Origin of the sequence: Sphingobacterium phlebotomi, from assembly GCF_008180195.1 — a bacterium.
Taxonomy (GTDB): domain Bacteria; phylum Bacteroidota; class Bacteroidia; order Sphingobacteriales; family Sphingobacteriaceae; genus Sphingobacterium; species Sphingobacterium phlebotomi.
Genome location: NZ_VTAV01000016.1, coordinates 83,145 through 109,553, shown reverse-complemented (window position 1 = coordinate 109,553; position 26,409 = coordinate 83,145). Strand labels below are relative to the sequence as shown.

The 26,409-nt window shown below is 39.6% G+C and carries 26 protein-coding genes; 12 read left to right on the top strand and 14 right to left on the bottom strand.

The genetic code is table 11. The features are described 5' to 3' along the window. Positions 1 to 43: 43 nt before the first annotated feature. From FXV77_RS18065 to FXV77_RS18025, 9 genes are all read left to right on the top strand, one after another. The gene (locus FXV77_RS18065; RefSeq protein ID WP_148920638.1) at positions 44 to 910 is read left to right on the top strand and encodes a lysophospholipid acyltransferase family protein; all 867 of its coding nucleotides are present in this window, start codon (positions 44 to 46) and stop codon (positions 908 to 910) included. Then, entirely contained in the window at positions 871 to 1,938 is a 1,068-nt protein-coding gene (locus tag FXV77_RS18060; RefSeq protein WP_246162515.1) for a glycosyltransferase family 2 protein, read from the top strand. Before FXV77_RS18065 ends, FXV77_RS18060 begins: the two co-directional genes overlap by 40 nt. 26 nt (positions 1,939 to 1,964) lie before the next feature. Further along, complete coding sequence (gene ligA / locus FXV77_RS18055) at positions 1,965 to 3,989, top strand: NAD-dependent DNA ligase LigA (RefSeq protein ID WP_148920637.1); 2,025 nt, start codon at positions 1,965 to 1,967, stop codon at positions 3,987 to 3,989. Positions 3,990 to 4,007: 18 nt separating this feature from the next. Beyond that, a complete protein-coding gene (gene dapA, locus FXV77_RS18050; RefSeq protein WP_148920636.1) occupies positions 4,008 to 4,889 on the top strand; it encodes a 4-hydroxy-tetrahydrodipicolinate synthase in 882 nt (293 codons plus the stop codon). A 332-nt stretch (positions 4,890 to 5,221) separates the two neighbouring features. Beyond that, positions 5,222 to 5,704 carry a TlpA disulfide reductase family protein gene (locus tag FXV77_RS18045; RefSeq protein ID WP_148920635.1) on the top strand — a complete coding sequence of 161 codons (483 nt, stop codon included), beginning with the start codon at positions 5,222 to 5,224 and terminating at the stop codon, positions 5,702 to 5,704. Between the two features lie 7 nt (positions 5,705 to 5,711). After that, positions 5,712 to 6,308, top strand: coding sequence for a thioredoxin family protein (locus FXV77_RS18040; protein ID WP_148920634.1), 597 nt, complete (start codon positions 5,712 to 5,714; stop codon positions 6,306 to 6,308). Between the two features lie 283 nt (positions 6,309 to 6,591). Then, positions 6,592 to 7,101, top strand: a complete 510-nt coding sequence (locus tag FXV77_RS18035) for a hypothetical protein (RefSeq protein WP_148920633.1) — start codon at positions 6,592 to 6,594, stop codon at positions 7,099 to 7,101. Between the two features lie 33 nt (positions 7,102 to 7,134). Next, positions 7,135 to 9,087 carry a DUF4836 family protein gene (locus FXV77_RS18030; RefSeq protein ID WP_148920632.1) on the top strand — a complete coding sequence of 651 codons (1,953 nt, stop codon included), beginning with the start codon at positions 7,135 to 7,137 and terminating at the stop codon, positions 9,085 to 9,087. Positions 9,088 to 9,107: 20 nt separating this feature from the next. After that, the gene (locus tag FXV77_RS18025; protein ID WP_148920631.1) at positions 9,108 to 10,385 is read left to right on the top strand and encodes a hypothetical protein; all 1,278 of its coding nucleotides are present in this window, start codon (positions 9,108 to 9,110) and stop codon (positions 10,383 to 10,385) included. A gap of 10 nt (positions 10,386 to 10,395) precedes the next feature. Here FXV77_RS18025 and FXV77_RS18020 read toward each other — a convergent pair whose 3' ends face one another. Next, complete coding sequence (locus tag FXV77_RS18020) at positions 10,396 to 10,902, bottom strand: hypothetical protein (protein WP_148920630.1); 507 nt, start codon at positions 10,900 to 10,902, stop codon at positions 10,396 to 10,398. A 226-nt stretch (positions 10,903 to 11,128) separates the two neighbouring features. Here FXV77_RS18020 and FXV77_RS18015 point away from each other — a divergent pair, with 226 nt between their 5' ends. Beyond that, positions 11,129 to 12,406 (top strand): DEAD/DEAH box helicase, encoded by a 1,278-nt coding sequence (locus tag FXV77_RS18015; protein WP_246162514.1) that lies wholly within the window; start codon positions 11,129 to 11,131, stop codon positions 12,404 to 12,406. 9 nt (positions 12,407 to 12,415) lie between these two features. Here the strand turns inward: FXV77_RS18015 and FXV77_RS18010 are convergent, their stop codons facing one another. Genes FXV77_RS18010 through FXV77_RS17995 form a run of 4 tightly spaced genes read right to left on the bottom strand, consistent with a single transcriptional unit; the run spans position 12,416 to position 14,581 of the window. Then, positions 12,416 to 12,775 carry a DUF4180 domain-containing protein gene (locus tag FXV77_RS18010; RefSeq protein WP_148920628.1) on the bottom strand — a complete coding sequence of 120 codons (360 nt, stop codon included), beginning with the start codon at positions 12,773 to 12,775 and terminating at the stop codon, positions 12,416 to 12,418. Then, positions 12,772 to 13,236 carry a pantetheine-phosphate adenylyltransferase gene (gene coaD, locus FXV77_RS18005; RefSeq protein ID WP_148920627.1) on the bottom strand — a complete coding sequence of 155 codons (465 nt, stop codon included), beginning with the start codon at positions 13,234 to 13,236 and terminating at the stop codon, positions 12,772 to 12,774. The genes FXV77_RS18010 and coaD overlap by 4 nt, the downstream gene beginning before the upstream one ends. Positions 13,237 to 13,256: 20 nt before the next feature. Then, on the bottom strand, positions 13,257 to 13,796 hold the full coding sequence (gene rsmD, locus FXV77_RS18000) for a 16S rRNA (guanine(966)-N(2))-methyltransferase RsmD (protein WP_148920626.1): 540 nt from the start codon (positions 13,794 to 13,796) through the stop codon (positions 13,257 to 13,259). Further along, entirely contained in the window at positions 13,784 to 14,581 is a 798-nt protein-coding gene (locus tag FXV77_RS17995; RefSeq protein WP_148920625.1) for a DUF3822 family protein, read from the bottom strand. The genes rsmD and FXV77_RS17995 overlap by 13 nt, the downstream gene beginning before the upstream one ends. 84 nt (positions 14,582 to 14,665) lie before the next feature. Here FXV77_RS17995 and FXV77_RS17990 point away from each other — a divergent pair, with 84 nt between their 5' ends. Both FXV77_RS17990 and FXV77_RS17985 read left to right on the top strand, forming a co-directional pair. Beyond that, a complete protein-coding gene (locus FXV77_RS17990) occupies positions 14,666 to 16,090 on the top strand; it encodes an ATP-dependent DNA helicase (RefSeq protein ID WP_148920624.1) in 1,425 nt (474 codons plus the stop codon). Next, the gene (locus FXV77_RS17985; RefSeq protein WP_148920623.1) at positions 16,080 to 16,634 is read left to right on the top strand and encodes a hypothetical protein; all 555 of its coding nucleotides are present in this window, start codon (positions 16,080 to 16,082) and stop codon (positions 16,632 to 16,634) included. The genes FXV77_RS17990 and FXV77_RS17985 overlap by 11 nt, the downstream gene beginning before the upstream one ends. Here FXV77_RS17985 and ruvB read toward each other — a convergent pair. The 9 genes from ruvB to aroB form a co-directional block, all read right to left on the bottom strand. After that, positions 16,631 to 17,653, bottom strand: coding sequence for a Holliday junction branch migration DNA helicase RuvB (ruvB, locus tag FXV77_RS17980; RefSeq protein ID WP_148920622.1), 1,023 nt, complete (start codon positions 17,651 to 17,653; stop codon positions 16,631 to 16,633). The two genes, FXV77_RS17985 and ruvB, sit on opposite strands and share 4 nt — an antisense overlap. Before the next feature lie 16 nt (positions 17,654 to 17,669). Next, positions 17,670 to 18,434: a polyprenol monophosphomannose synthase gene (locus FXV77_RS17975; protein ID WP_246162513.1), complete on the bottom strand. Its 765-nt coding sequence runs from the start codon at positions 18,432 to 18,434 to the stop codon at positions 17,670 to 17,672. Between the two features lie 128 nt (positions 18,435 to 18,562). Then, positions 18,563 to 20,146, bottom strand: coding sequence for a peptide MFS transporter (locus FXV77_RS17970; RefSeq protein ID WP_148920621.1), 1,584 nt, complete (start codon positions 20,144 to 20,146; stop codon positions 18,563 to 18,565). Between the two features lie 153 nt (positions 20,147 to 20,299). Then, positions 20,300 to 21,184 (bottom strand): sugar phosphate isomerase/epimerase family protein, encoded by an 885-nt coding sequence (locus FXV77_RS17965; RefSeq protein ID WP_148920620.1) that lies wholly within the window; start codon positions 21,182 to 21,184, stop codon positions 20,300 to 20,302. Positions 21,185 to 21,202: 18 nt separating this feature from the next. Continuing rightward, the gene (locus tag FXV77_RS17960; protein WP_148920619.1) at positions 21,203 to 21,931 is read right to left on the bottom strand and encodes a (Fe-S)-binding protein; all 729 of its coding nucleotides are present in this window, start codon (positions 21,929 to 21,931) and stop codon (positions 21,203 to 21,205) included. Next, positions 21,928 to 23,235, bottom strand: a complete 1,308-nt coding sequence (locus tag FXV77_RS17955) for an MFS transporter (RefSeq protein WP_148920618.1) — start codon at positions 23,233 to 23,235, stop codon at positions 21,928 to 21,930. The genes FXV77_RS17960 and FXV77_RS17955 overlap by 4 nt, the downstream gene beginning before the upstream one ends. A gap of 35 nt (positions 23,236 to 23,270) precedes the next feature. Next, complete coding sequence (locus FXV77_RS17950; protein WP_148920617.1) at positions 23,271 to 24,575, bottom strand: D-alanyl-D-alanine carboxypeptidase; 1,305 nt, start codon at positions 24,573 to 24,575, stop codon at positions 23,271 to 23,273. Between the two features lie 20 nt (positions 24,576 to 24,595). Further along, the gene (locus FXV77_RS17945) at positions 24,596 to 25,312 is read right to left on the bottom strand and encodes a ThuA domain-containing protein (protein WP_148920616.1); all 717 of its coding nucleotides are present in this window, start codon (positions 25,310 to 25,312) and stop codon (positions 24,596 to 24,598) included. A 5-nt stretch (positions 25,313 to 25,317) separates the two neighbouring features. Beyond that, on the bottom strand, positions 25,318 to 26,382 hold the full coding sequence (gene aroB / locus FXV77_RS17940) for a 3-dehydroquinate synthase (RefSeq protein WP_148920615.1): 1,065 nt from the start codon (positions 26,380 to 26,382) through the stop codon (positions 25,318 to 25,320). Positions 26,383 to 26,409: the final 27 nt, after the last annotated feature.

Sequence of the window (26,409 nt, the reverse complement as noted above, 5' to 3'; positions counted from 1 at the left end):
TTTAAGGATATTTGTAAAGTATTCCGGAGAATTGACCGTATTCATGAGAAAAAAAAGTATAGATGTACTCCTATATATGCTCTCTTTATTGCCTTTTTGGGTATTGTATGGCATATCCAACGCGTTGTACTATTTTCTTTTCTATATTATTCAATATCGCAAGCGTGTCGTATTTGACAACTTGAAAAATTCATTTCCTGAAAAACCGGATCAGGAGCGATATCAGTTGGCAAAAAAATTCTACCGTTTTTTCCCCGATTTAGTTGTCGAAGCGATTAAAATGCGAACAATGTCCGTAGAGCAGGTGCGAAGGCGAATCGAGCTTCTCAATCCAGAAGAGGTATATCGACATTTCGAGCAAAACAAAGGCGTTATCGGTGTAACGGCGCACTATGGAAATTGGGAATTGGGTATTTATCGCTTATCTCTTATGACAGATCATCCGCGGCTTGTGATTTACAAACCGCTTAATGATCAGGCTTTCAATGAGGTTTATAATGGATTGCGCAGACGTTTTGGTGCTACCATGGTGCCTATGAAACAAATCTTACGTCATCTAGTCCGATTAAAGGACACACCTCATATCAGTATGTTTGTAGCAGATCAAACGCCAACTTATCAAGACTCCGATTATTTTATGGAGTTTTTAAATCAGGAAACTTTGGTATATACAGGTACTGAACGCATTGCTCGACTGACTAAAAACCCTATTGTTTATTGCCATATAGGACGAAAGAAAAAACGAGGGCATTACTTTTGTGAATTTACAACGCTGGTTGAAAATCCGGACGATTATCAAGAACATGAAATTACACAGCTACATAATCGTTTTACAGAACAGATCATCAGAGAACAGCCCGCATATTGGTTATGGACACACAGACGTTGGAAAAGAAAACGCAGAATATGACACATTATCCCAAAGTCGCCGTTGTTATCTTGAACTGGAATGGGAAGTTTTTTTTAGAGAAATTTCTTCCATATGTATATAATAGTACGTATCCTAATATCGAATTTATCGTAGGCGATAACGGTTCTACAGATGATTCCGTGTCTTTTGTGCAAGAGACCTATCCTTCCATCAAAATTATCACAAACGATCGGAATTACGGTTTCGCCGGAGGATATAACGAAATATTAAAACATGTGGACGCGGATTACTATGTGCTTTTGAACTCCGATGTAGAAGTTACCCCTAACTGGATAGAGCCTGTTATTCAATATCTGGAAACAGAACCCAATATGGTCGCAGCACAGCCCAAAATCTTAGCTTATCATGATAAGGGGCTCTTTGAACATGCTGGAGCAGCGGGGGGATTCATCGATACGCTGGGTTATCCGTTCTGCCGAGGCAGAATCCTCCACGAGGTAGAGCCAGATCAACAACAATACAATGATAACCGAGAAGTCTTCTGGGCTACGGGTGCGGCTTTATTTATTCGCGCCGAGGTATGGAAAGAAGCTGGCGGTTTTGACGACGATTTTTTTGCTCACATGGAAGAAATTGATTTATGTTGGCGGCTCAAACGGATGGGGTATCGTATAGGATATGTTGCCGATTCTACCGTATACCATGTAGGTGGTGGAACATTGAATACAAGCAATCCCAAAAAGACCTATCTTAATTTCCGCAACAATCTGTTGATGATACAAAAAAATGCGGGTGTTTTTGCCTGTTGGTGGATCATCTTTGTACGTTTATGGCTGGATTTACTCGCGTTGATTAAGTTTTTAATCGATGGTAAGCCACGTGATGCCTGGGCGATTAGTAGAGCGCATCAGTACCTCTTTCTTAATATCTTCAAAAATGCTAAAAAAAGAAAACGCTATCCAGCCAAAGAAAATCGAACCGGATGGTATCAAAAGTCCATTATATGGGATTTTTATGTAAATAAAATACGGAAGTTCTCTCAATTGAAAGGCAAGGACTTTTATTAGATGATTTTTGTTTAGTTTTGCCCACTATGCTTGCAGACATTCAAGAAAAAATAATACGGCTGACGCAGGAGCTAAAAGAATATAATTATCAATATTATGTACTTGCCAATTCTCTGATATCAGATTACGAGTTTGATATAAAGCTAAAAGAATTGGAGACGCTAGAGGAACAATATCCGCAATTCAAAGACCCTAATTCCCCTACACAAAAGGTGGGTGGAGATATTACCCATAAATTCAACACCGTAAAGCACCGCTGGCCGATGCTATCGCTAGGTAATACCTATAATGAGCAGGAATTACGCGATTTTGATGAGCGTGTGCGCAAAGCTGTCGGAGATAATGTACAATATGTCTGTGAACTAAAATTTGATGGGCTGTCTATTTCTATTACTTATGAGCATGGTAAGCTTGTCCGAGCCGTGACTCGCGGAGACGGCACACAAGGAGATGAAGTTACGAACAACGTCAAAACCATTCGGATCATTCCTCATGCACTGAATCAAGGTAAGTATCCCGATTTATTTGAGATACGTGGCGAGATATTTATGCATCACGCCGCTTTTGAACGGTTAAACAAAAAACGGGAGGAAAACGGCGAACAAACGTATGCTAATCCGCGAAATTTTGCGTCGGGCACCATTAAATTACAAGATCCTAAGGAGGTTGCTAAACGTCCATTAGACTGCTTCCTCTACTTTTTGTATGCTGATAATCGAAACAGAATCTTTGACAGCCATTGGGATAGCATAGAAGCTGTTAAAAGTTGGGGATTCCCGATATGCGAGCATACCAAGTTATGCCGTAGTATAGACGAAATATTAGCTTTTATTGACTTTTGGGATGAGATGCGCCATCAGTTGACTTATGATATAGACGGTATTGTTATCAAAGTAAACGATTATGCCCAGCAGGAGGAGCTAGGTTTTACGGCCAAATCTCCACGTTGGGCAATTTCCTATAAGTATAAAGCGGAACGTGTAGAAACATGGTTGAAAAATATTACCTATCAAGTTGGCCGTACCGGAGCTGTTACCCCTGTAGCTAATCTTGAACCAGTGCTATTGGCCGGAACGACCGTGAAACGGGCATCTTTACATAACGCCAACGAAATCGCACGATTGGATTTGCACGAAGGTGATACTGTATATGTAGAAAAAGGTGGTGAAATTATTCCGAAAGTAATTGGTGTAAACAATGAAAAGCGTGCCGTGGGCAGCTCTCCTATTGTTTATCCAACCGTATGCCCCGAGTGTGGGACACCACTTATTAGACAAGAAGGGGAAGCTGTGCATTATTGTCCTAATGAAACCGGATGCAGACCACAAATCGTTGGCAAGCTACAGCACTTCATCGGTCGTAAAATGATGGATATACAGGGTATGGGCAATGAAACCATGGAAACGTTTTATTCCCTCGGACTTTTACGCAATATTAGTGATATTTACGCGCTGAAAGAGCATCGGGAAGAATTGAAAACCCTCGAACGGTTTGGAGAAAAGTCTATCGAAAATATGTTGGCGGGTATCGAAAACTCGAAAAATAAACCCTTTGAAAAAGTCCTCTTTGCTTTAGGCATCCGACATGTTGGTGAAACTATTGCAAAAAAGTTAGCTTTGCATTTCAAAAGTTTAGATAACTTAGCGCGAGCAAGTGTGGAGGAAATTGCCAACGTGCAAGATATCGGGATTCGTATAGCGGAAAGTGTCTATCATTATCTTCACAGTGAGCTGCATATATTGGAAATCAGCAAGCTAAAAGCGGCGGGATTGCAGTTTGAAATAGAAGAGGTTGAAGTGGTATTAGCGGGTAATAATTTAGATGGAAAGACATTTCTTATTTCGGGAGTTTTTGCTGATTTTTCGCGGGAGGAATTGGCACAGCTTATTGAATCGCATGGCGGAAAGATGTTATCATCTATCTCCGCAAAACTAAATTACTTGGTAGCAGGTGATAAAATGGGGCCATCAAAATTGGTTAAGGCAGAAAAGTTGAAAATTCCCATTATCTCGGACAAGGAAATATTGGAAATGATTAATCAGAACAAATAAAAAATATAGCATAATATAATGAATGAGCTTCAGGGAGCAGGTGTCGCGTTGATTACACCTTTTAATATGGACGGAACAGTTGATTATGAGTCGTTAGGCAATCTAATCGATTATCAGATTAAGGAGGGTATGGACTATTTGGTTGTTTTAGGTACAACAGGTGAAACAGCCACACTAACTACTGAGGAGCGAAAACAGATATGGGAGTTTACTTCGGCACACGTCGCAGGACGACTACCACTTGTAGCAGGTATTGGCGGTAATAATACACAAGAGATTGTAAAACAAGTCGATCAATTTGACATTCGCGGTTATTGTGCTATTCTTTCCGTTTCCCCTTATTACAATAAGCCCACACAAGAAGGTATATTTCGACATTATAAAGCTATTTCGGAGGTATCCAAACTTCCAATAATCCTATACAATGTACCGGGACGAACGGGTAGCAATATTTTGCCGGCTACTGCTATTCGCCTAACTAAAGCATGCAGTAATATTATTGCGATTAAAGAAGCTTCGGGTAATTTTGCACAATTTGCTGAAATTATGCGCGACAAACCAGACGACTTTTTATTAATTTCCGGAGATGATCCAGCGACTCTCCCTATGATGGCATTGGGAGCCGTGGGAGTTATTTCCGTTGTCGGAAACGCCTACCCTAAAAAGGTGGCAACATTGGTGACCGCATGTTCGAAAAATGATTATGCGACGGCGCGCGAAATACATAGTGCTTTATTGAAGATTACCGATTTATGCTTTATTGAAGGTAATCCCTGTGGAGTGAAATACATCCTTAAAAAACAAGAAGTTATTGCTACTGACGAGGTTCGTTTGCCCTTAGTACCGGTTAGTCTGCAAACGCAAGAAGCAATTGAAAAAGAAATGGCGATTATTGATTAGCATTTTTATTCCTCAAATAGCACATCCGGTAAGAACACGAAAACTGTTAAAATATGTTAATGCGCAACATGTCCTATACGAAGGAAGAAAAATAGACGTTTTAGTTATAATACAAAAGAAAAGATTCATAATTTCATAATTTAGGTTAATAATTGGTTTGTAGAAATCCCGGAGCGCCCAGCTTCGGGATTTTTTTATTGACGATTTTGATTTTGATATCCTGAATGTAATGAGATGACATCAACTGTGAGAAAGCTCTGTTTTTTAATTATATAGAAACTAAAAATAAGTTTTGACTGTTATATTCATTAAGGGTTAAGCTAAAATTCAAAATGAGAAAACTCGGATGCATTATTTTGTTCTTTGTATGGGCTGTTTTGGGGCTTTTTGCTCAGGAAATTAGAACCGTCAAATATGAACAAATGGCGGAGATTATTGATCAGAAAGGTGATAAACTAACTATTGTTAACTTTTGGGCAACGTGGTGTATTCCATGCATCGAAGAGATTCCACATTTCGTGGCGGTCTTTAACCAGTATAAAGCACAAACAAATCTGGAGATGATATTTGTTTCCCTGGATCGTGCCACACACTTAAAAGAAGTAGCGGAATTTATAAAAACGAATAAAATGCCCGGTGAGGCACTTTTGCTAGATGATGCAAAACGATTCAACGAATGGATACCCAAAGTTCACCCTGATTGGGAGGGGAACCTACCCGCAACGGGATTCTATCGGAAAGGAGAGCTTATGGAATTTCACGCCAATATGCTAACGGAAGAAGAATTAATCCATATAATAGATAAACTAAAGTAATTTTCTTATGAAAAATTTAACACTCATTTTATTGTTGATGCTTGTTCATATTGGTACAAATGCACAGTACGACATTGGTAGTCAGGCAACGGATTTCAGTTTACAGAGCGTCGACGGCAAAAAAGTTTCCCTTTCCGACTACGCGGATGCCAAGGGATATATCGTTATATTCACCTGCAATACCTGTCCTTTTGCCGTTGCTTACGAAGACCGTATTAATGATTTAGACAGCAAATATAAAGGATTGGGATTTCCAGTAATAGCGATCAACCCCAATGACCCCGAACTTTCTCCAAAAGATAATATGGAGGCTATGATCCAACGGTCTGCCGACAAAAACTTTAGCTTTCCGTATCTGTTAGACTTAGGACAGAAGATTTATCCGCAATACGGAGCACGAAGAACGCCACATGTTTTTGTTCTTCACAAAGAAGAAGGCAACAATATCGTTCGTTATATTGGCGCTATTGATAATAATCACGAAGATGCTAACGATGCATCAGAGCGGTATGTGGAAAACGCCGTGGATGCTTTGCTCAAAGGAGAGGCTGTTAAAACAGAAAAAACAGTAGCCATTGGCTGTGATATAAAAGTGAAGAAGTAGTCGTCTCTACAATGTATATACATCCGGAAAATCCCTGATTCTAGGGATTTTCCGCAGCTAACTAATTACTATCTTTGCGTAAGGAAAGATAATTATGAGAAAAAACATCGGTATATACATCAAAAGATTCCCCCTTTTGATAATGCTCATAATAGGTTGTTTGACGCTTAGTAGTTGTTTCGACCTTGTTGAGCAGATTGACATGAAGCAAAGCGGTACAGGCACAATTAAAGCGACTTTGAATTTGAGCAAAAGTCGTACAAAGGTTGCTTCGCTCTTAAAAATGAAGCAATTCAACGGTATCGATATTCCCTCGGAAGCAACCATTAAACAAGAAATGGAAAAGGTTGTCCGAACGTTAAAATCTACACAAGGAATCAGTGACGTGCAGTATAATCTTGATTTCAACAACTATATTGCAACGTTATCTTGCCATTTTGAACATGTACAGGCTTTAAATGATTTTAGCAAGACGTTGTCCAATCAGTTTAAAACACAGCTTACCAGTTACAATAGCTATCGATATGATCGCGCTTCACAAACGTTTACACGTTCTTACACCTACACACCAAACCTTGCGAAAGAATTTGCCAAAATTCCGGGTGAAGATAAAGATCTTTTTGCCGAAGCCTATTATACCAATATTATTCGCTTTGATAAAAACATTCAATCGCAAAGCAATAAAAATGCTAAAATTTCTGCCAATAAGCAGGCCGTGCTTTTAAAGGTAAAAGCGACCGATCTAATCAATGGTTCCACCAGTTTAACAAATACCATCACACTCGTAAAATAGAAAAAAGCGCTCCCTAATTACTAAAGAAAATAAATGAAATTCACGAAAAGTTATATCGCTACATTATTGGGCCTAGCTATTGCCGCTACAGGCTACGCACAGCAAGACCTTATCCAACAAGTACCCGAACAGGCATCGTTTGTCGTGGTCATCAACAACCAAGCTATTATCAAGCATAGTTCTTCCGAAAAGATAAACGAAGTACTGGAAAAGCTTGGTGCGTTTGATGATATAGGTAATCAGGAACTACAGATACTAAATATCAATGACCTTGATTTATCATACGATAGAAGTGCTTATATCTATAAGACAGATACCGATAGTTCCTATTATACAGGTATTCTTCTTCCATTAAAAGCGGGGCACCAAATAGGTACAAATCTCTTCAGTAAGTTTTCTCCGTTGCCGGCATCACAAGGTTATGAACGTCGTGTCAGTACCGATGGAAAAACGCAGGTTGCTTGGAATGATCATAGTGTTCTTATATTGACCGGTGATGCCCGCCGTTATTATTTCGATAATGATTCCGTCGCGCAACGATATGGTATAGAATCACCTCATTACGATGAACCCGCCGCATTACTTGATTACCAATATGAGGCGGTACCGGATAGTGCATCTGTTGCATATATGGAAGATGTTGCAGACACTGCAGGTGCCGCCTATGTAATTGCAGACAGTGTTTCGTTCGATATTCCTCCACCCGCAATCCCAGAATCAGAGGTATATACGGATTATCCCGTTTATGATGCTTATTCGGATTCTACTTATCTAAAAGAAATAGCTCGAAACGCTAAAAATGATTCCTTGCGAAATCTTGCTTTTGCATCGTGGCTGGCACATGATTTTGATAGCTACCTCCATCCTGTCCAAAACGCGACGTCACATAAATTCTTAAACAAATTTGATAAGAAAAACATTTTAGTTCATTTTTGGGCTAAAAATCTGATGAGCCTCTACAGCCAGTCGATACCTTATTATGTGCCCTACATGCGATACGGTCTTGCGAATCAAATGGAGAAACTGGCCTATGCCTATCAAGATATTGTCCTTGACCTGGTACAAGAAAAGCATACCTTAAAATTGCATGCATCTGTTGGTTTGGATAAGGAAATGGAGCGCATGGTCAAGCCCATATACAAAAATAAGATGAACCGTAAGTTTGCGCGCTACATACCCGAAAACCATATTGGTTATATGTCGTTAAATTTCAATTCCGAAGCTTACTTAAAAAACTTCCCGCTCATGATGGAACAGCTGTATGGATCAACGATGTATTTCTCCTTTGGGGAAGTAGCTGAGATCGTAACGACAGCCCTGGAAATAGCATTGGATGAAAAAGCGATCAGCAAAGTAATGGGTGGTGATCACCTCCTATTCATTAATGAAATGAAAAAGGTACAAAAAGAATATATCGATTATCAGTATGATGAGCATACTTTCGAGTATAAGGAAATAAAGAAAACAAAAGATGATTATATTCCTACTTTCCTGTGGATGTTCACATCAGAAGACCAGCGTATCTATAAAAAGATATTGAAATTGGGAGAATCTAAAGAGAAAGTAACACAAACGAACGGTATTTACCGTATTACGGACAACCCCAGCGATGAAGTAATATATACGTTATTTAAGGATAATATTATATTCGTAAGCAACGATGAAGAACAACTTTCAGCCATCCAAACCAATCGATTCCGTACTGCACGGGATAAGCAGATTAGAAAGCAGATTTTTTCCAATACCATGACAGCGGTTACGCATCTTGCAGAAATACCCGAAACCATCAACAGACTGGGTATACCTGTTATCAAAACTTGGGATAAAACGGTGAAGAATCTATCCAATTATGGAGATGTAACTATTACGGCGCAAGGATATAAAAAGGGTAGAATAACGGGAGAGATGGCAGTCAACTTTCCAAAAAATGAAGCCAACGCCTTACAATACCTTTTACAAGAAGTATTAAATAATATAGCAAAGTAAAAGTAACATAGATTATCGGGATGAAAAGGACGTTATGGGTTATTATAGTTGCGGTATTGGTCGTCGGCATTGCGCTGCTGACGTTATACATCGTTAGAAAAAACAGATCGCTCGATCAGTATGTGCATCCCAACAGCTACGCCATAGTATCCGTTTCATTAGATGACTTGCTGCTGGATAATCTTGATCAACTTTTTAAAAGTCGGACATCGGACACCGTCGAAGAGAACTTCCCTTTGTTGGATTTAGAGAATTGGTGGAAAGCAGGAATAGAAATTCCTGCACAAATCCACTTTTTCTCTTTGCATGACGATCCATTAACATTCTTCACTATCCAACGTATTGATAATCTCGGAAAATGGAAGACTTTTTTAAAGGAATACGTCACCGACTCTTTATATACCATAGACGATCCTCAACGATTAACATTAGCACACTTCCCTTCGCTTACGAGCACGCTGTATAACGAGCAATATGCGTTATTCCGTATCGGTCTTTCGAAACACGATCGTTCGGAAGAAATGAAAGCGATATGGTCGGAAGAAAAAGATTGGGTACATGTGCGAGACCTTCATCAACATGTAGATAAAAGAACAAATACACATGTGGCCTACTATCACACCGACAGGACGTTTCAGCTATTCGCCGATATATCCAAAAATCAGATAGCATTGTCGGGTCAATGGCAACTTGCTTCTGCGCTACCAGCCAGTACGCAAGTACGCCAACCTACAGAAAACACCAATCTCTTTTTGTCGTTTTGGAGCACGCTTCCACTCGCACAAATGCCCTTTATTACTAAATTTTTGACTGTTTTTTCGGATATAGACGAAGCCAACCTGATAGACAACTCCTATGGGTATACCGATTTATTTATCAATAACAGCATGACGACACAGCGAGATACTATTGTCGTATACGATTATGATGAAGATTTTAACAGCGTAGAAAGAAAGGAAATACAGGAAACGCGAGTACCTGTGATGGAAAATGTCTGGAAAGGCAATGACCAACTTGCCGCGTTACTCCCAAATAAATTATTTTATAATTTTAACAAAACGCTTACGGATAGCCTTATCCTATTGTCTACAAATGAGCAAGTCGAATTTTCTCCGAATTTTGTAACTGCATCAAGCCCGTTTCATTTCCTAGTTGATTTTAGTAATATACCGAATGCTTGGAATGGTCCTATTTTTAGATCCCTACAGCGGCGTGACGTTAAAGTTAATGTGACGACATCTGTATCAGATCGTCATACATTGGGAATTGAAGGGAATATCAGTTATAATGCAAAGTGATTGCGCGTCCCTACTGATTATCCCATGAACCTCTGTGATACACACCCGGAACGGCATGATCACCTTCTTCAAAACCAAATGCGACATATCGTACATTAGGCAGTTCCGTGAAAGAATAGGTGGTGGAGACCATAAACTGTTGTGCTCCTGCCGTTCCCATTTGCTGCGTCAATACGGTGCTTTCCGGAATTTCAAGATAAACCGTATCACCAAAAGTCTCCAGATACTTGATCTGTACATTGGGCCATGTATTATTAATCACCGCTTCAATACTTTCGGCTGTCAAACTATCTGCTTGGACTTCCCTCAGCTTAACCGGTTTGAAATCATGGATGATGGTATCAAATTGATATTCCCAAAAGGCATCTGTCGGAACATAGACAAACGGATTTTCTGCATGTTGATCATTGTCCAAGAACGTTGTATCTGATTCATCATGTTGTTCATCCTGCTGTGCTGATTGATTACAACCTACACCTAATAATAATAACCCGATAAATATTGTTTTGATGCGCATATAGGATACCCTTTTCTTTTTGACACAACATATAAATGGAGAATATGTTTAGGAGAAATTAAAAAAGGCTTCAATCGGGGAGATCGAAGCCTTTTTACTAACTAACCAATTATTAACCTAAATTATGAATTGTTTATATCCTATCAACTTATATGCCAAACTTCTAAAAAAGACATAAAATAATCCGTATTTTTGACGCATGGAGCTTCAACATATTTTAAACAGGATGCAGATTGCAGAACTAAATGCGATGCAACATGCCGTCCTAAGTAACTACAATAATACAAAAGATTTTGTTTTACATTCGCCTACCGGAAGTGGTAAAACACTCGCTTTTGCTTTATTGTTAGCGAAACATATAAAAAAGGATAAGAATGGAGTACAAGCGTTGATATTAGTACCAACACGGGAATTAGCGCTTCAGATAGAACAGGTGATGCGTAAAGTGCTTGCTGGTTATAAAATAACGTGTGTATATGGCGGAAACGATACTAAGACGGAACGTAATAAACTTCGCGAAGCTCCAAGTTTATTAATCGGTACACCTGGACGGGTGATGTATCACATCGAAAGGACCTATATTGATGCTTCCACTATACAGGCACTGGTTCTCGATGAATTTGACAAATCATTGGAATTTGGTTTTCAAGGGCAAATGAAATATATCATCGAACAGCTGCCACGACTTCAACATCGTATACTCACTTCAGCCACGAAAATGACGGACATTCCCACTTTTACCGGAATCGGTGATTTTGTTACGGTCGATTTTTCTGCTGATGCGGATACAGCTCCTAAACTCACAATCAAAAAAGTAATCACACCCGCACAGTACAAATTGAGCACATTATTCAAACTGTTATGCAGGAATGGAGAAAAGAAAACACTTATTTTCTGTAATCATCGAGAGGCTGTCGATCATATCAGTGAGCTGCTTGAAAACCGGGAAATTATACACGATATGTTTCACGGCGGTTTAGAACAAGAAGATAGAGAACTTGCTTTGTTAAAATTCCGAAATAACTCCAATCGCATCTTAATCACCACAGATTTAGCTGCCCGCGGATTGGATATCCCGGAAGTCGATGTCATTATACATTATCAATTACCGTATAAAGATGATGCTTTCATACATCGTAACGGCCGGACAGCGCGAATGCAGGCCAGCGGTGAAGTGTACGTTATTCTGAAACCGGAAGAGGAATATCCGTATGTACCGGAAGACAGCGAAACCGTAATTTTAGAGGAGGAGTATCCTCTCCCACCAAATTCTCCATTTGCTACACTTTACATTACAGGGGGTAAAAAAGATAAAATAAACAAAATCGATATCGTCGGATTTCTATTAAATCTGAGTGGAATATCAAAAGAACAGGTCGGAATCATTGAGGTCAAAGATAAAGAATCCTACGTCGCTGTGGAGCGTCCTATAGCCGTCAGTATCATCAAACAAGCGAATAATCAGAAGATTAAAGGTCGGAAGGTACGGATTGGAAGGACGTAGTTTTTTAATCTATCTGCTTAAAGCATTTAAACCATCGTCAAGAGAAGCCACAAAATTAATGTGTTTCCCCTTATTACTTTCATAGATAAAGTCGTTCAGGCTTTTGCTTCCAAATTGAGAAAAGTCACCTATAATAGCAAGAGAAACACGGTAGTTGGAGAATTTTTGAAGAATTTCTCCCGCCATTTTATTTTTTAAATCGAAGAAATCAGGAGTAATGTTTTTCTGATAAAGAATAATTTTATCAAATCCTTGATAGTATACATTGCCCATTAAATCCAACGCATCTTCGGCATTTTGGATGATTACTTTATCTGATACTATTTCAGCTATTTCAGTATTATCTATTTTGTGAGATTGAATGTTCATCCTATATGCTTTAAAACTTCCTTGGGTACTAAAGTTGACACATCACCTTGGTGATACAAAATATCCCTGACAATCGTCGAAGATATATGCGCCAACCCAGATTTTGCCATCAGAAAATACGTTTCAATCTCCGGTGCAAGCAAGAGGTTGTTTTGTGCGATGGCATTCTCAAATTCAAAATCGGCCGTATTACGCAAACCACGAAGCAGATATTTTGCGTCTATCTCTCTACAAAAGTCAATCGTAAGACCAGAGAATTGTGTAACCGCTATCTTTTCATTCGATTGGAATAGATCCGAAATAGCTTTCACGCGATCATCAAAAGACATCAGCCCCTTCTTTGTACTATTCACCCCTACTGCGATTACGATTTTGTCAAATAGCGATAGACCTCTTTCAACAATATTTTGGTGAGCATACGTAAAAGGATCGAATGATCCAGCAAAAACAGCAATTTTCATATTCGATAAAATTTAAAGATTTACGGTTTCCGTTGATAAAAGCTAAACGAAGAATAACCGTATTTCCTTGTTTCTATATAAAACGGTGAATCGTCCATCTTGCGTGTAGACGGATGTTCAATAACCATCATTCCGCCCGGCTTCAATAAGCCTTTTTCAAGAATCAAGTTGGCTAATTGCGGTAAGGATGGTAGATCATACGGTGGATCGGCGAAAATAAAATCATATTGATTTTTACAAGCTATAATAAACTTCAGCACATCTGCTTTACGTGTGTGAATAATATCGATTTTTAGTTTCTTTGCCGTATCGTTAATAAACTGCAAACATTTAAAATGGATGTCAACCGCCTCTACCAATATTGCCCCCCGGGAAGCCAGTTCAAAACTTATATTACCCGTGCCGGCAAAAAGATCAAGGCAATCACATTCGTTTAGTGCGATACGATTATCCAGAATATTGAATAGTGCTTCCTTTGCGATATCCGTCGTCGGGCGAACCGGTAAATTCGATGGCGGAGATAAACGAAGTCCTCCGTATTGTCCAGCTATAATACGCATAAGGGAGCATCTGCTATAAAGTTAAACTTATTGACTTCTTTCTCTACACTTTCATCATCGGCATACAAATTCGTTCGGGCTTGCATAAACTCGATACGATTCGCAAAGTGAGCAAGCGCTACACTATACTGATGTTCAGTATCAACGCCTGAAATGAGTATTTTTGGAAGTTTGATGTGTAAACCAAAAGCTTGACACGTCGTTAATATAAAATAATTTAAATCGTCCACATTTTGTATATCGAATACATTATAAAACAGGAATTTCCCATTTTTAAACGCAAACAGTTCCACTTGTGTATTATTAAAATGAGCCCCCAATACCTCACCTTGCATCGGGATATAAGCTTGTACTTCTCCTAAAAGAAGCTTAAAATCAGCTACAAATTTCGCGTGAGGAAAGATAGTGCGCCAACGATTATACAGTAATAAATCGTATTGATAACATGCCTTTATTTGTAAGTTATCCAAGGTATAGACCTGCGTACGTTCCTCATGCTCATCCAGTAGGAACGCTTGATATAAAGCATGATTTTCTTCTTGATATACTTCAGCCGGAATAAACACTAAGCTTTGTACTGGTAAGGTAATGAACACGTATTGAAACGGTAAGCCCAACAATTTAATGGCTTCTGCGTCGGGTTCATTTGCGGGATAAGAGAACATCGCTTGAACATCATTCGATTCATCCACAACGATTAACGTATCCTCTAAAAAGTCGGCTTTTACGAACAGCTTATACTGTGGTATATAATGTAAGTGGAAATTCTTTGACGTATATTTCATTCTCAGCACCGTTAGGCTATTTTATTGTCTTAACAAAATTAGCTTTTCCAATTGATATGACCAACCTTTTGCATAACTTTGATTATGCATATTCAGAACCTGCTTACCCAACAGTTTGTATGGCAACCTACCCACCAACAGCAGGAATCGTTTGAACTTTTGGAAGAATTTTTAAGCACTTTTCATCCAACTACCTGCTTTCTTTTAAAGGGTTATGCTGGAACGGGAAAGACGACTATCATCAGTGCATTGGTGAAGATTTTACCTACGCTTAAAAAGAAATCGGTTTTATTAGCACCCACCGGACGTGCGGCAAAAGTGATGCGCCACTATTCCGGAAGGCAAGCATTTACCATACATAAAAAGATCTACCGGAAAAAATCTGCGGCTACTTTGGAACTAGACTTTACTTTAGCAGAAAATCTACATGAAAATACCTTATTTATTGTGGATGAAGCATCTATGATTTCTGACGCAGGCGAGCAATTCTTTTCGAAAAGCTTACTGGATGATTTGATTCGATATGTACAATCGGGCGAAAACTGCTGCCTCATGTTTGTTGGAGACACGGCTCAGCTTCCCCCTGTCGGTATGTTGGAAAGCCCAGCCCTAGATCCGAATTATCTGGAAGCAAATTATCATTTAAGGGTCTTTCACTACGAACTTCGGGAAGTCGTACGACAGCAAAAAGCTTCGGGTATACTCTACAATGCGACCAAAGTACGCGATGATATTGATTTGGAGAAGCAAGAAGCTAACCTCCCGTTTCCAGAATTCCATACCAAGGGATTTACGGATATTTTTCGTATGAATGGTGATCGGCTTCTGGAGGGGTTACATTATAGCTATGATCGTTTTGATATCGAAAATACGATGGTCATATGCCGATCCAATAAATCTGCAAATTTATATAATCAACATATCCGGAATCAAATTCTCTTTCGCGACGAAGAAATTACGGGTGGAGATTTAGTCATGGTGGTACGCAACAACTACTATTGGCTACAGCAACATGACGAGAAAAACACGGGATTTATAGCCAACGGTGATTTGGCAAAAGTACGGAAGGTAAGTAATATACACGATCAACATGGTTTCCGCTTTGCTGATATATCCTTGGAATTTATAGACGATGATGAGCTGGAACCGGTAGTATGTCGTGTCCTTCTCGATAGTTTACATGTAGACGCATCAAACGTCCCCTATGAGCAACAGCAACGGCTATACGAGTCGATTTCCTTAGATTATGTTGATATACCGACCAGAAAAGACCGGCTAGATGCCATCAAAAAAGATCCTTATTACAATGCTTTACAGATTAAGTTCGCTTATGCTATCACCTGCCATAAAGCTCAGGGGGGACAATGGCCATGCGTATTTGTTGATCAGGGATATTTAAACGATGAAATGCTCAATACGGATTTTTTACGTTGGCTCTACACCGCCATCACGCGAGCTACGGAGCAATTGTTCTTAGTTAACTTCAACCCTAAGTTTTATGGTGAATAAGGATTTTGAGTCCAAGCTTATCAAGTTTCTAAAAGTAGATATTCGGCAATATCCGGCAAAAGCATTTAACCTGGATTTTATTTACATGCACGGTTTTACCCTACCAAGTTTACTGGCATATTCTTATCATCCCGACAAACAGGTTTCCTTTCGGGCGGCTTGGCTTCTGGAACATGTATGTATACAACAGCCAACGCTTATTTCTTCCATATATGATACTTTCATTGCCAACATGCCAAAACAAAAGCATTGGGGAACCATCCGAAGCTACACCAAAATAGCGATGCTAGCCACGCATACAAAAACAGCCATATCCCACACGGTCGAACAAGAAGAAATTTTGGTAGAGCAATGTTTTCATTGGCTGATTCATCCGGAATGCCCGGTAGCCGTTGTCGTCAATTGTCTGGATATATTATATAACCTGCGGGAGAAAAATCAATGGATAACAGATGAATTGAAAGCACAGATCCAGCATCTGCTCAAAAATCCGACGCCAGCGTTAGCCAGTAGAGCAAAAAGAGTATTGAAAAAGATGGGTTAAAACAACGTATTCCCGCGATGAAACGTATTTTTTCCTAAATGCTTAAAGGCAAGTTCCGTACATTCGCGCCCCCGGGAAGTACGCATCAGATAACCTTCCTGAATCAAGAACGGTTCATACACCTCTTCGATGGTTCCTTCATCCTCCCCTACAGCGGTAGCTATTGTTTTTAGCCCAACCGGTCCACCTTTAAACTTCTCAATGATGGTTGTTAGAATCCGATTATCCATTTCGTCCAAGCCATTTTCGTCAACATTCAACGCATTCAGTGCATACTGTGCGATAGCTCTATCAATAGAGCCATTTCCTTTAATTTGAGCGAAATCCCGTGTACGGCGCAACAACGCGTTAGCGATACGAGGTGTTCCCCGGCTTCTCCGGGCAATTTCATATGCGCCCTCTTCTGTAATCGGCGTATTCAAAATATGAGCAGACCTTAACACAATTGTGGTCAGCAATTTAGCGTCATAATATTGAAGTCGGGAATTAATTCCAAAACGGGCACGTAATGGAGCCGTTAACAGTCCCGATCGGGTAGTTGCGCCGATAAGTGTAAACGGGTTTAAAGAAATCTGAACGGATCGGGCATTAGGTCCCGTCTCCAACATAATATCAATCTTGAAATCCTCCATTGCCGAATACAGATACTCTTCAACCAAGGGGCTTAAACGGTGAATTTCATCGATGAACAACACATCTCCTTCCTCCAAATTCGTTAAGAGACCTGCTAAATCACCAGGCTTATCCAATACCGGTCCGGATGTGATTTTGATATTCACGCCCATTTCGTTGGCGATAATATAAGACAACGTGGTCTTACCTAAGCCGGGAGGACCGTGTAACAGCACATGATCTAATGCTTCACTACGTAATTTTGCAGCTTTTACAAAAATAGCGAGGTTTTCCAAAATTTTCTCCTGTCCCGTAAAATCCTCAAACACCTGCGGGCGCAAAACTCTCTCTATATCCCTATCGACAGGATTTAGCTTTTCTGGATTTGGGTCAAGATGCTCATTCATACGTATACGAAGTTACCTATTTATATTTCTTAAACCAACTCTCTACTTTTAGCTGTATAACCCCAAAAAATGCTTCTCTAAATATTCGCGTACTCATCTTAGAGACCCCTTCCGTGCGGTCGGTGAATATAATAGGTACTTCGACTATCTTGAAGCCGTATTGGATAGCTGTAAACTTCATTTCAATCTGAAAAGCATAACCGATAAACTTAATTTTGTCGAGCGGAATCTTTTCGAGTACTTTCCTTGAAAAACAGACAAACCCAGCCGTTGCATCTTGGATAGGTATACGCATGATAAGCCGTACATACGCAGATGCAAAATACGACATCAATACACGGCTCATCGGCCAGTTTACAACATTCACTCCTTTTATATAACGGGAACCAACGGCCATATCCGCCCCGTCTAAACATGCCTGTCGTAAACGAATTAAATCTTCAGGGTTATGGCTAAAATCGGCATCCATCTCGTAAATATAAGTATAATGCCGTTGCAAAGCCCATCGAAATCCGTGGATATAAGCCGTTCCCAACCCCAACTTCCCAACTCGCTCTTCGATAAACAAACGGTCGGCATATTCTTGCTGGATAGTCTTGACAATAGTTGCTGTACCATCCGGAGAGCCATCGTCAACAACCAAAATATCAAAGGGAACAGCCAAGGAAAATACCTTGCGGATGATCTTCGCGATGTTCTCTTTTTCGTTATACGTCGGAATAATAACTAAGCTGTCTGTCACGCTCGATGATATATTAAATTGATTGCACCGTCTCTCCATTAACACTAAATGTCGCATCCGGATATTTGAGGTATGTAGAAATTTATCCTTAGTACTATCCCCTATCTCAAATATCCGAAGCGACGAGTTTTTTGCTTCTTTTTTACGGGAAAAAAGAAGAACATATTTTAATTAATACCATGCATCAATTTCTTTAAAAGCGGATTGAATAGAAGCAATAGTAAAGCAACAACAATAGGTATCCCTGCGATAATTAAGAAAAATGTAGACATGGAATATTTCTCCGATATTTCATCAATGTAAGAGCCTGTCATACCAGCAATAAAGTTGGCAATCGCCGAAGCCGTAAACCAAAGACCAAATATCAATCCTACAAATTTTGGCGGAGACAATTTACTCATATAAGAAAGCCCCACAGGAGACAGGCATAGTTCACCGGTCGTATGGAAAAAATAAGCTAAAATCAGCCAGATCATGCTTACTGATGCCGTTTTGGCATCCTGTGGAATGGAACTGGCACCATAAGCCAAAGCTACAAAACCAATACCCACTAGTAATAAGCCCATAGCAAATTTTATCGGTCCGGAGGGATTCCATACTTTTTCCCATATTTTACTGAAGGACGAGGCTAAGGTGATAATGAAAAACGAATTTAAAATCTGAAACCAAGAGACGGTTACTTCGGTCTGTTCAATACTGAATTCCCGATATACTTTCCAGAAGCCAAGCGCCCATATAATGACAAAAGAAATCGCTGTAAACAGAATGGTTAATGGATATTGCCTGGCTATTTTTTTAGCCAGACTGTAGAGTACCCAGGTTACGATCATGATAGGAAAAATCGTCAGAGCCGCGTCGATCCATTTAAATGCCAATCCGGCATTTCCTTCTAAAACCCGTTGCGTATAATCCTTGGCAAAGATAGACATCGAACCGCCCGCCTGTTCAAAAGCAAAGAAGAAAAAGATACTGGCAAACATTAATACGGCTACGACAATCAACCGGTCGCGCACTACATTTGCAGGCGTTTCTTCCTCCGTAATTTTCTCAACATGCTCCTCTGGTTTATGTGTTGTATCAGGTTTCTCACCATTTATACCAAATATTTTTTGTGCAAAGAAGAACTGTAACATACCAAAGAACATAAACACACCGGCCAGTCCGAAACCGTAGTGCCACCCTATTTTCTCTCCAATATAACCACACAACAACATACCTAAAAAAGCGCCGGCATTGATACCCATATAGAAAATGGTGTAACCTGCATCTTTCTTGGTACTGGTATTGGGGTACAATTGTCCGACCATGGAGGAAATATTGGGTTTAAATAAACCATTTCCTAGAATCATCAAGACTAAACCTAAGTAGAAAAAACTATCCCCAAACGTTTCAAATGCCATAGACAAATGACCCAAGGTCATAATTAAGGCTCCGAGTAGAATTGCCTTCCGATAGCCTGTAAGCTTATCAGCAATCATCCCACCAATCAAAGGTGTAAGATATACCAATCCGGTATACCAAGCATAAAGCTGCATAGCATCCGCATTTGTCCAGCCCCACCCATCTTTGGCAATTTCCGTTATGAGGAACACCGTCAATAAGGCACGCATACCGTAATAACTAAAGCGTTCCCACATTTCCGTAAAAAACAGAACAAATAAACTTGCGGGATGTCCCATCACCATTTTGTTGTCAATGCCCTGTTTGGCGAGGTGATTTACCAGGACTTCGTCTTCTTTTTGTTGATTCATCTTTTTAAGTTATAGTCATTAAAACCAAAATCATTTAAGAAGTTTTCCTAATTGATTTTGGTAACATTGCTACAAAGAAAATAAAAATTCTAGTTTTTCCCGTAATATCCATTTTTAATTTTGTAAAATTTCAATTACGGGTGTACTCCTAGATTATAAAGTTTTAAATCGTTCAAGCAATTTCTTCGTTGCTAGAATGCCCTCTACTTCCGGCAAATTTTTACCTTCATATTCAATTCCGACATACCCCTTAAATCCGGCATCTTTTACAATTTGCATCATGCGATGATAATCGATACCGGTTTCGTTACCGTTTGCATCAAAGTCATGTGATTTAGCACTCACGCCCTTTGCATATGGCATCAAGTCCTGCACTCCTTGATAACGATCATATTCATAGAAATTGCCAAAGTCAGGTAAGCTTCCACAATTTTTCTTTCCTACCGCTTTCAATACCCCGGACAACCAATCGCCATGTGACGATATGCCGCCGTGATTTTCAACAATGACGTTGATTTTTGCTTTTTTTCCGTAATCTGCCAATGCACTTAAGCTCTCCACAACACGTTGTGCCACCTCTTCCGGTGTTCCTTTTCCGGCTGCATTGACACGAATAGCTCTACATCCCAAAAAAGCGGCTGCATCAATCCACTTATAATGGTTATCGACAGCCTGCAAACGCTTCGCATTATCTTCGTCGCCCAGATTCCCCTCGCCATCAATCATAATTAATACGTTCTTTACGCCGTTATCCTTGGCTCGGTTATTTAGATCTTTAAGGTAAGTCATATCTTTCGCCTTATCCTTAAAGAACTGGTTCACATATTCCACGCCATAAATATCAAGTTTCTTTGCCGCAAATTCGGGAAAATCAATGTTCTTCAAATCTCCGGCAAACAATGTCTTATGAAGAGACCATTGTGCTAAGGAAATGTCAAACCACGTTTTTTTTGCTGCAAATACGTCTAAAGAAGGAGCTATAGCTACCCCCGCGGCTGCCAGGCCTAAGTTTTTTAAAAATGTTCTTCTTGAGTTCATAGATTATTATAGGTTTTATTAAATATTAGCCCATCCAGATGTCAACACATCTGCAATGTGTTTTGTCTTGATAGGAAGTTGATGTTTATCAATATATCCTTGTAATTGCAATAGACAAGTACTATCTGTTGAAATAATATAGTCGGCTTTTACAGCCATTGCATTTTGTACTTTTTGTTCAGCCATTGCTGCCGATATACCTTCAAATTTCACGGCAAAAGTGCCTCCGACCCCACAGTAAGTCCCCTGATCATGCATGGAAACGACCTCAAGCCCTCCTACCTGTGCTAATAGCTTCCGAGGTTCGTCTTTAATTTTATATTCCCTTAATGCGGAGCAAGCGTCATGATAGACTGCCCTTCCAACCAATTCCGCCCCAAAATAATCTTTTCTAAGCACATTTACCAAAAAATCACTCAATTCATAGATGTTTGACTGGATATTACGACAACGATTATGCTCGGTAGAATTGGTGAATAGATCATCATATCCCTTTTTTATCATTCCAGTACAAGAGGCTGAGGGCGACACGATATAACAGTCTTCCGAAAAATCACGGAGAAATTTAAGTCCTATTTTCTTTGCTTCGTCCCAAAACCCCGCATGATACGCCGGCTGCCCACAACAGGTCTGCTTCGGGTTATAAACGACATCACAACCTGCTTTTTCCAACAATTTAATCGTGTTAAAAGCTGTTTCTGGATAAATCTGATCTATAAAACAGGGTATAAATATCTCTACTTTCATGATGTCATAACCTTATTGAATCGGAGTAAGCGAAACAGCAAACCACATCCAATGATAAAAAATACAGAAAGAAATAATGCGGAATAGCGTATATTATGCGTAAACTGCTCGATCAATCCAAAAGAAAACAGTCCTAATACAATAGCCAATTTTTCTGTAACGTCATAAAAACTAAAAAAGGACGTTGTATCTTTGATATTCTCTGGAAGGAATTTAGAGTAGGTCGATCTCGATAAAGATTGAATGCCTCCCATGACCAATCCAACCAGGCAAGCTAAAACATAAAACTCGACTTCTGTTTTTATGAAAAATGCAGACACGCACACGCCAATCCATACCAATACCACGGCAATCAAAATTTTAATATTCCCAAACCTCGCCGAAAGTTTTGACATCAAAAAGGCCCCCAATATGGCAACGAGCTGAATTAACAGTATCGTAATAATGAGTTTAGCGCTTTCGAGTTGAAGTTCTTTGGCACCAAAAGCGGCCGCTACAATCATCACGGTTTGTACACCAGCGGAGTAAAAAAAGTAAGCGGGCAAAAATCGGCGGATCCGTTGCATTTTCTGTATACGTCGCATCACAATGCGAAACTCTATAATAACCGTACGAAAAATTTTCTTGGAAGCCCGGATCGTTGATTTTTGATTATTGGGAAGTGCCAAAAACGGAATAGTAGAAAAACCAGCCCACCATATGCCTACTAGTAAAAAGGACAATCGCGGTCCAAAAGAAAGGTCTGTAATGCCAAACCAATCCGGTTTTAAAATAAAAACCAGACAGATAAGCTGTAAGGTAACACAGCCCACATACCCAAATGCAAATCCTTGCGCACTCACGCTATCCTGTTTATCTACCGTGGCGATTTCGGGTAAATAGGAATTGTTAAATAATACACCACCGATATACCCCATAGCGGCCAATCCAAACAATATTATGCCTAATTCAAGTGTCTCTAACCGAAAAAAGAAAAGCCCCATACAGGCTATTGCGCCAAAATAGGTAAAAAACATCATCATGGTTTTCTTTTTTCCTTGCACATCAGCATACGATGAAACAAACGGCAGTATAAAGGCCATAAAGAGGTAAGAGAAAGCTAAAGCAAAATTGGAAAGAGCCGTATTAATTACTTTCCATCCGAAAAAATGAACGACATCCCCATTTTCCGTCGTTTGCGTAATGGCTGTGTAATAAGCCGGAAAGATGGTCGATGTGATAACCAGATTATAAGCAGAGTTCGCCCAGTCAAACATCGACCAGGAGCGAATCAAGCGCTTGTTGTTTTTTTCAATAACACGCATAAATCATAGCGAAGATACTATATGTTAACAGAAAATTAAAAATTCTCCCGGATAAAAGTCATGATACGGGCGACTTCCTTGCGTACAGGCGTCGCTGAACCTATAAAATTGTTATTAAGAAAAGAAAATATCAAGTTTCTTCCACCGCGCGTTTGGATATAACCACTTTGGCAATATACCCCGCTTATCGTACCGGTTTTTGCCCAGATGAACGGCGATCCGCTGTCTAATCGATACGCCGTTTTTAATGTTCCTTCTACACCTCCGGCGGCAAACAAATAGCGAAGTTTATCTACTTCCGTAACCTCCTGTTCAATCATCAGCAAAAGTTCTACTAGACTTCTTGCCGTTACTTTATTATAAGGCGACAAGCCACTGCCATCATACAGGTTAATTTTATCTGTAAAATAAGTATAATACGAGGCTTCCATATCCTTTCTTAACTGGGCTGTATTAAATTCACCGTATCTATTCATCGCGGCGACCATCATCAGTTGCTCAGCTAAAAAGTTATCGCTAACCAACATCATTTCCCGCAGGACATCTCGTGTGGCTACAGAGAATAACGTTTTCACTTCTGCAGGTTTTGGATATTGGATGAATTCCACCTGCTTCTGCAACGTATCCTGTAACAACTGTATGCATAGTTCATCGGAATATTTAAAAGGTTTTTGTGTCGTGAAGTTCTTTGGAATAACTGGACTGTTACGGAAATAAATATTCTCATCAAATTTCCGGCGTATCTGTAGTCGATCGGTATCTGCATTACCGATAACCATCGAATCCATAAAAAAACGAGGTATGGTAATCAGTTGCCAAGGGATTGCCTTAAATGTGACCACGTTGCCATAAATGGGAAATGGCGTTATTTCTGGTTGATAGTATTCTTCATAATCTTCCATTGCCCACCCCATACGATAGAAAGGTTCTTCTGTGGGTATCCCTCCTACATAAAATAACTTTTTATCCGTTTCTGATAAAAAATTATATACTTTCCCAGAATCTAGCTTAGGATGTAGAAAGGTAGGATCACCTGTCCCCCAGAACAATAGCGAATCTCCTTTTTCGATATACTGTATCGCAGGAATAGAATCTCCAATATTTTTTAGCGCTGTAAATAGCGTAAATATTTTTGTGTTGGAAGCGGGCGTGAAATGCTTATCCTCATTTGAACCCATTAGAAATCGGTTCTGTTCGATGTCATAAAGACTAAAACCGAAGAAATGACTTTTTAATACAGGTGAATTCTCTAATAACCTTTGAATCAGCCATATATCTTGCGAATTAGCAGAATAAATAGAAAAGAAGAATACCCATACAGAAAATAGAAATTTACGCATAAACGAGAAGTCAACTATACCTAACGTCCTAATACATATTTGATGCCACCAATGATATGCTTCTGGAACGGAACTTCATCATAAGATTCCGCTGTATGTCCAAGTCCTGTATAGAACATACGTCCGCCGTCAAACTCCCTATACCAAGCTATCGGATGGAATTTTCCCATCGTCCCACCTTCGTAGCTTTGCTCATCAAGTGTCATAAGAATATGTAATCCGGGTTGTATATCTCTAAAATCATACCACTCATCTTTATGCCACCAAATTTCTTGTAAGTGTTTTGTTGCTATATGCGTACGATCAACAACATCAATTTTAGCTTTTTGCACCGGCGGATGTTGGGTAAAATAGCCTCCAACCAGTTCACCATACCAAGGCCATTCAAATTCCGTATCGGAAGCGGCATGTAGGCCCATATATCCTTTTCCGGAACGAATGAAATGCTGGAAAGCGACTTTCTGCTGGTCGTCTAATACGTTACCCGTGGTATTTAAAAATATGACAGCAGCAAATTGACGCAGGCTATCCGTACAAAAATAACGCGCGTCTTCGGTATGGACAGGCAATATATTTTCGGCTGTAAGCAGTTTTGTAACGACTTCTGTTCCTTTAGGAATACTTTTGTGCCGAAAACCTGCAGTTTTGGTAAAAATTAATACCCTCTCCTGACTATAAGCCGAAAGGACATTACCCAAAATAAGCAGTCCTACTGCCAACCCTATGTATCTAGCCATATTACCTATCTATTTCTATAAAAATCCAAACTCTCCTTAATCAGTTCTTCTTCTACGTAAATATTATAATCACATTTACCAATTTCAGACAGTAACGCAAAACCTACTTTCCTTCCCTCGTTCTTTTTATCATTTTGCATGAAGGTGATAAGTTCCTGATATATATCCCCCGAAAATGTATAACGCTTAAATCGGTGATCAAATGCTTGTGCTATAGCTGATAAATCTGCTTCTGAAAGACCATTTATTTTATGGGCGATATAAGCTTCGCAGATCATACCCAATGCAATAGCTTCGCCATGCAAAAGAGGATCAGCATCCTGCATAAGCGAGTATCCTTCCACCGCATGTCCAATGGTATGTCCAAAGTTTAAGATCTTCCGGAGTCCCTTTTCCGTCGGATCTTGTGTAATGACTTCATTTTTGATTTCTACCGAACGAAAAACGATATCATCTAAATCATCTGTTTCCAAATTAGTTGCTATCGTCTTTAAAAACAAATCTTTATCATAAATCAAACCGTGTTTAATGACTTCGGCAAAACCGGAACACATTTGACGATCGTCCAACGTGGAAAGGAACTGCCCACTAATAAAAACAGCTTGGGGTTGGGTAAACGTACCAATAATATTTTTTACGTTGTCTAAATCTATTCCCGTTTTTCCGCCAACCGAGGCATCTACCTGCGATAGCAACGTTGTTGGAATTTGGATAAAATCAATTCCTCTTTTATAAGTAGATGCTGCAAATCCGCCCATATCCGTTACGACCCCTCCGCCCAGATTAATCATGAGCGCTTTTCGATCGGCGCCAAAATCAAGCATCGTTTTCCAAACACCAATACAGAAATCAATATTTTTATTTTCTTCGCCTGGATCAACTTCGATAATATCGTAATCCGTTATCTCTGAAAGTGCCGATTGCAATATCGGTAAGCAGTGGTCATTCGTATTCCTATCAACCAATACCAATATCTGGGAATAGCTGCGTGAAGTAATAAATGTTTCTAGAGAGTCAAGATTTTTTTCGAAGAATACCTTGTAACCAAGACTGGCAACCTGTTTTGTCATGTATAACGATGTTTGATATAATTAAAG

Coding starts and splice junctions, on each gene's coding strand:
- FXV77_RS17985 (WP_148920623.1), top strand. CDS start 16,080: ATGGTGAATAAGGATTTTGAGTCCAAGCTTATCAAGTTTCTAAAAGTA.
- FXV77_RS18025 (WP_148920631.1), top strand. CDS start 9,108: ATGAAAAGGACGTTATGGGTTATTATAGTTGCGGTATTGGTCGTCGGC.
- aroB (WP_148920615.1), bottom strand. CDS start 26,382: ATGACAAAACAGGTTGCCAGTCTTGGTTACAAGGTATTCTTCGAAAAA.
- FXV77_RS18040 (WP_148920634.1), top strand. CDS start 5,712: ATGAAAAATTTAACACTCATTTTATTGTTGATGCTTGTTCATATTGGT.
- FXV77_RS17975 (WP_246162513.1), bottom strand. CDS start 18,434: ATGGAGAGACGGTGCAATCAATTTAATATATCATCGAGCGTGACAGAC.
- FXV77_RS17945 (WP_148920616.1), bottom strand. CDS start 25,312: ATGGCTAGATACATAGGGTTGGCAGTAGGACTGCTTATTTTGGGTAAT.
- FXV77_RS17990 (WP_148920624.1), top strand. CDS start 14,666: ATGCATATTCAGAACCTGCTTACCCAACAGTTTGTATGGCAACCTACC.
- FXV77_RS18020 (WP_148920630.1), bottom strand. CDS start 10,902: ATGCGCATCAAAACAATATTTATCGGGTTATTATTATTAGGTGTAGGT.
- rsmD (WP_148920626.1), bottom strand. CDS start 13,796: ATGCGTATTATAGCTGGACAATACGGAGGACTTCGTTTATCTCCGCCA.
- FXV77_RS17965 (WP_148920620.1), bottom strand. CDS start 21,184: ATGAACTCAAGAAGAACATTTTTAAAAAACTTAGGCCTGGCAGCCGCG.
- FXV77_RS17970 (WP_148920621.1), bottom strand. CDS start 20,146: ATGAATCAACAAAAAGAAGACGAAGTCCTGGTAAATCACCTCGCCAAA.
- ligA (WP_148920637.1), top strand. CDS start 1,965: ATGCTTGCAGACATTCAAGAAAAAATAATACGGCTGACGCAGGAGCTA.
- FXV77_RS18060 (WP_246162515.1), top strand. CDS start 871: ATGGACACACAGACGTTGGAAAAGAAAACGCAGAATATGACACATTAT.
- FXV77_RS17955 (WP_148920618.1), bottom strand. CDS start 23,235: ATGCGTGTTATTGAAAAAAACAACAAGCGCTTGATTCGCTCCTGGTCG.
- FXV77_RS18010 (WP_148920628.1), bottom strand. CDS start 12,775: ATGAACATTCAATCTCACAAAATAGATAATACTGAAATAGCTGAAATA.
- FXV77_RS18045 (WP_148920635.1), top strand. CDS start 5,222: ATGAGAAAACTCGGATGCATTATTTTGTTCTTTGTATGGGCTGTTTTG.
- FXV77_RS18065 (WP_148920638.1), top strand. CDS start 44: ATGAGAAAAAAAAGTATAGATGTACTCCTATATATGCTCTCTTTATTG.
- FXV77_RS17995 (WP_148920625.1), bottom strand. CDS start 14,581: ATGAAATATACGTCAAAGAATTTCCACTTACATTATATACCACAGTAT.
- ruvB (WP_148920622.1), bottom strand. CDS start 17,653: ATGAATGAGCATCTTGACCCAAATCCAGAAAAGCTAAATCCTGTCGAT.
- FXV77_RS18030 (WP_148920632.1), top strand. CDS start 7,135: ATGAAATTCACGAAAAGTTATATCGCTACATTATTGGGCCTAGCTATT.
- FXV77_RS17950 (WP_148920617.1), bottom strand. CDS start 24,575: ATGCGTAAATTTCTATTTTCTGTATGGGTATTCTTCTTTTCTATTTAT.
- FXV77_RS17960 (WP_148920619.1), bottom strand. CDS start 21,931: ATGAAAGTAGAGATATTTATACCCTGTTTTATAGATCAGATTTATCCA.
- FXV77_RS18035 (WP_148920633.1), top strand. CDS start 6,592: ATGAAGCAATTCAACGGTATCGATATTCCCTCGGAAGCAACCATTAAA.
- FXV77_RS18015 (WP_246162514.1), top strand. CDS start 11,129: ATGCAGATTGCAGAACTAAATGCGATGCAACATGCCGTCCTAAGTAAC.
- dapA (WP_148920636.1), top strand. CDS start 4,008: ATGAATGAGCTTCAGGGAGCAGGTGTCGCGTTGATTACACCTTTTAAT.
- coaD (WP_148920627.1), bottom strand. CDS start 13,236: ATGAAAATTGCTGTTTTTGCTGGATCATTCGATCCTTTTACGTATGCT.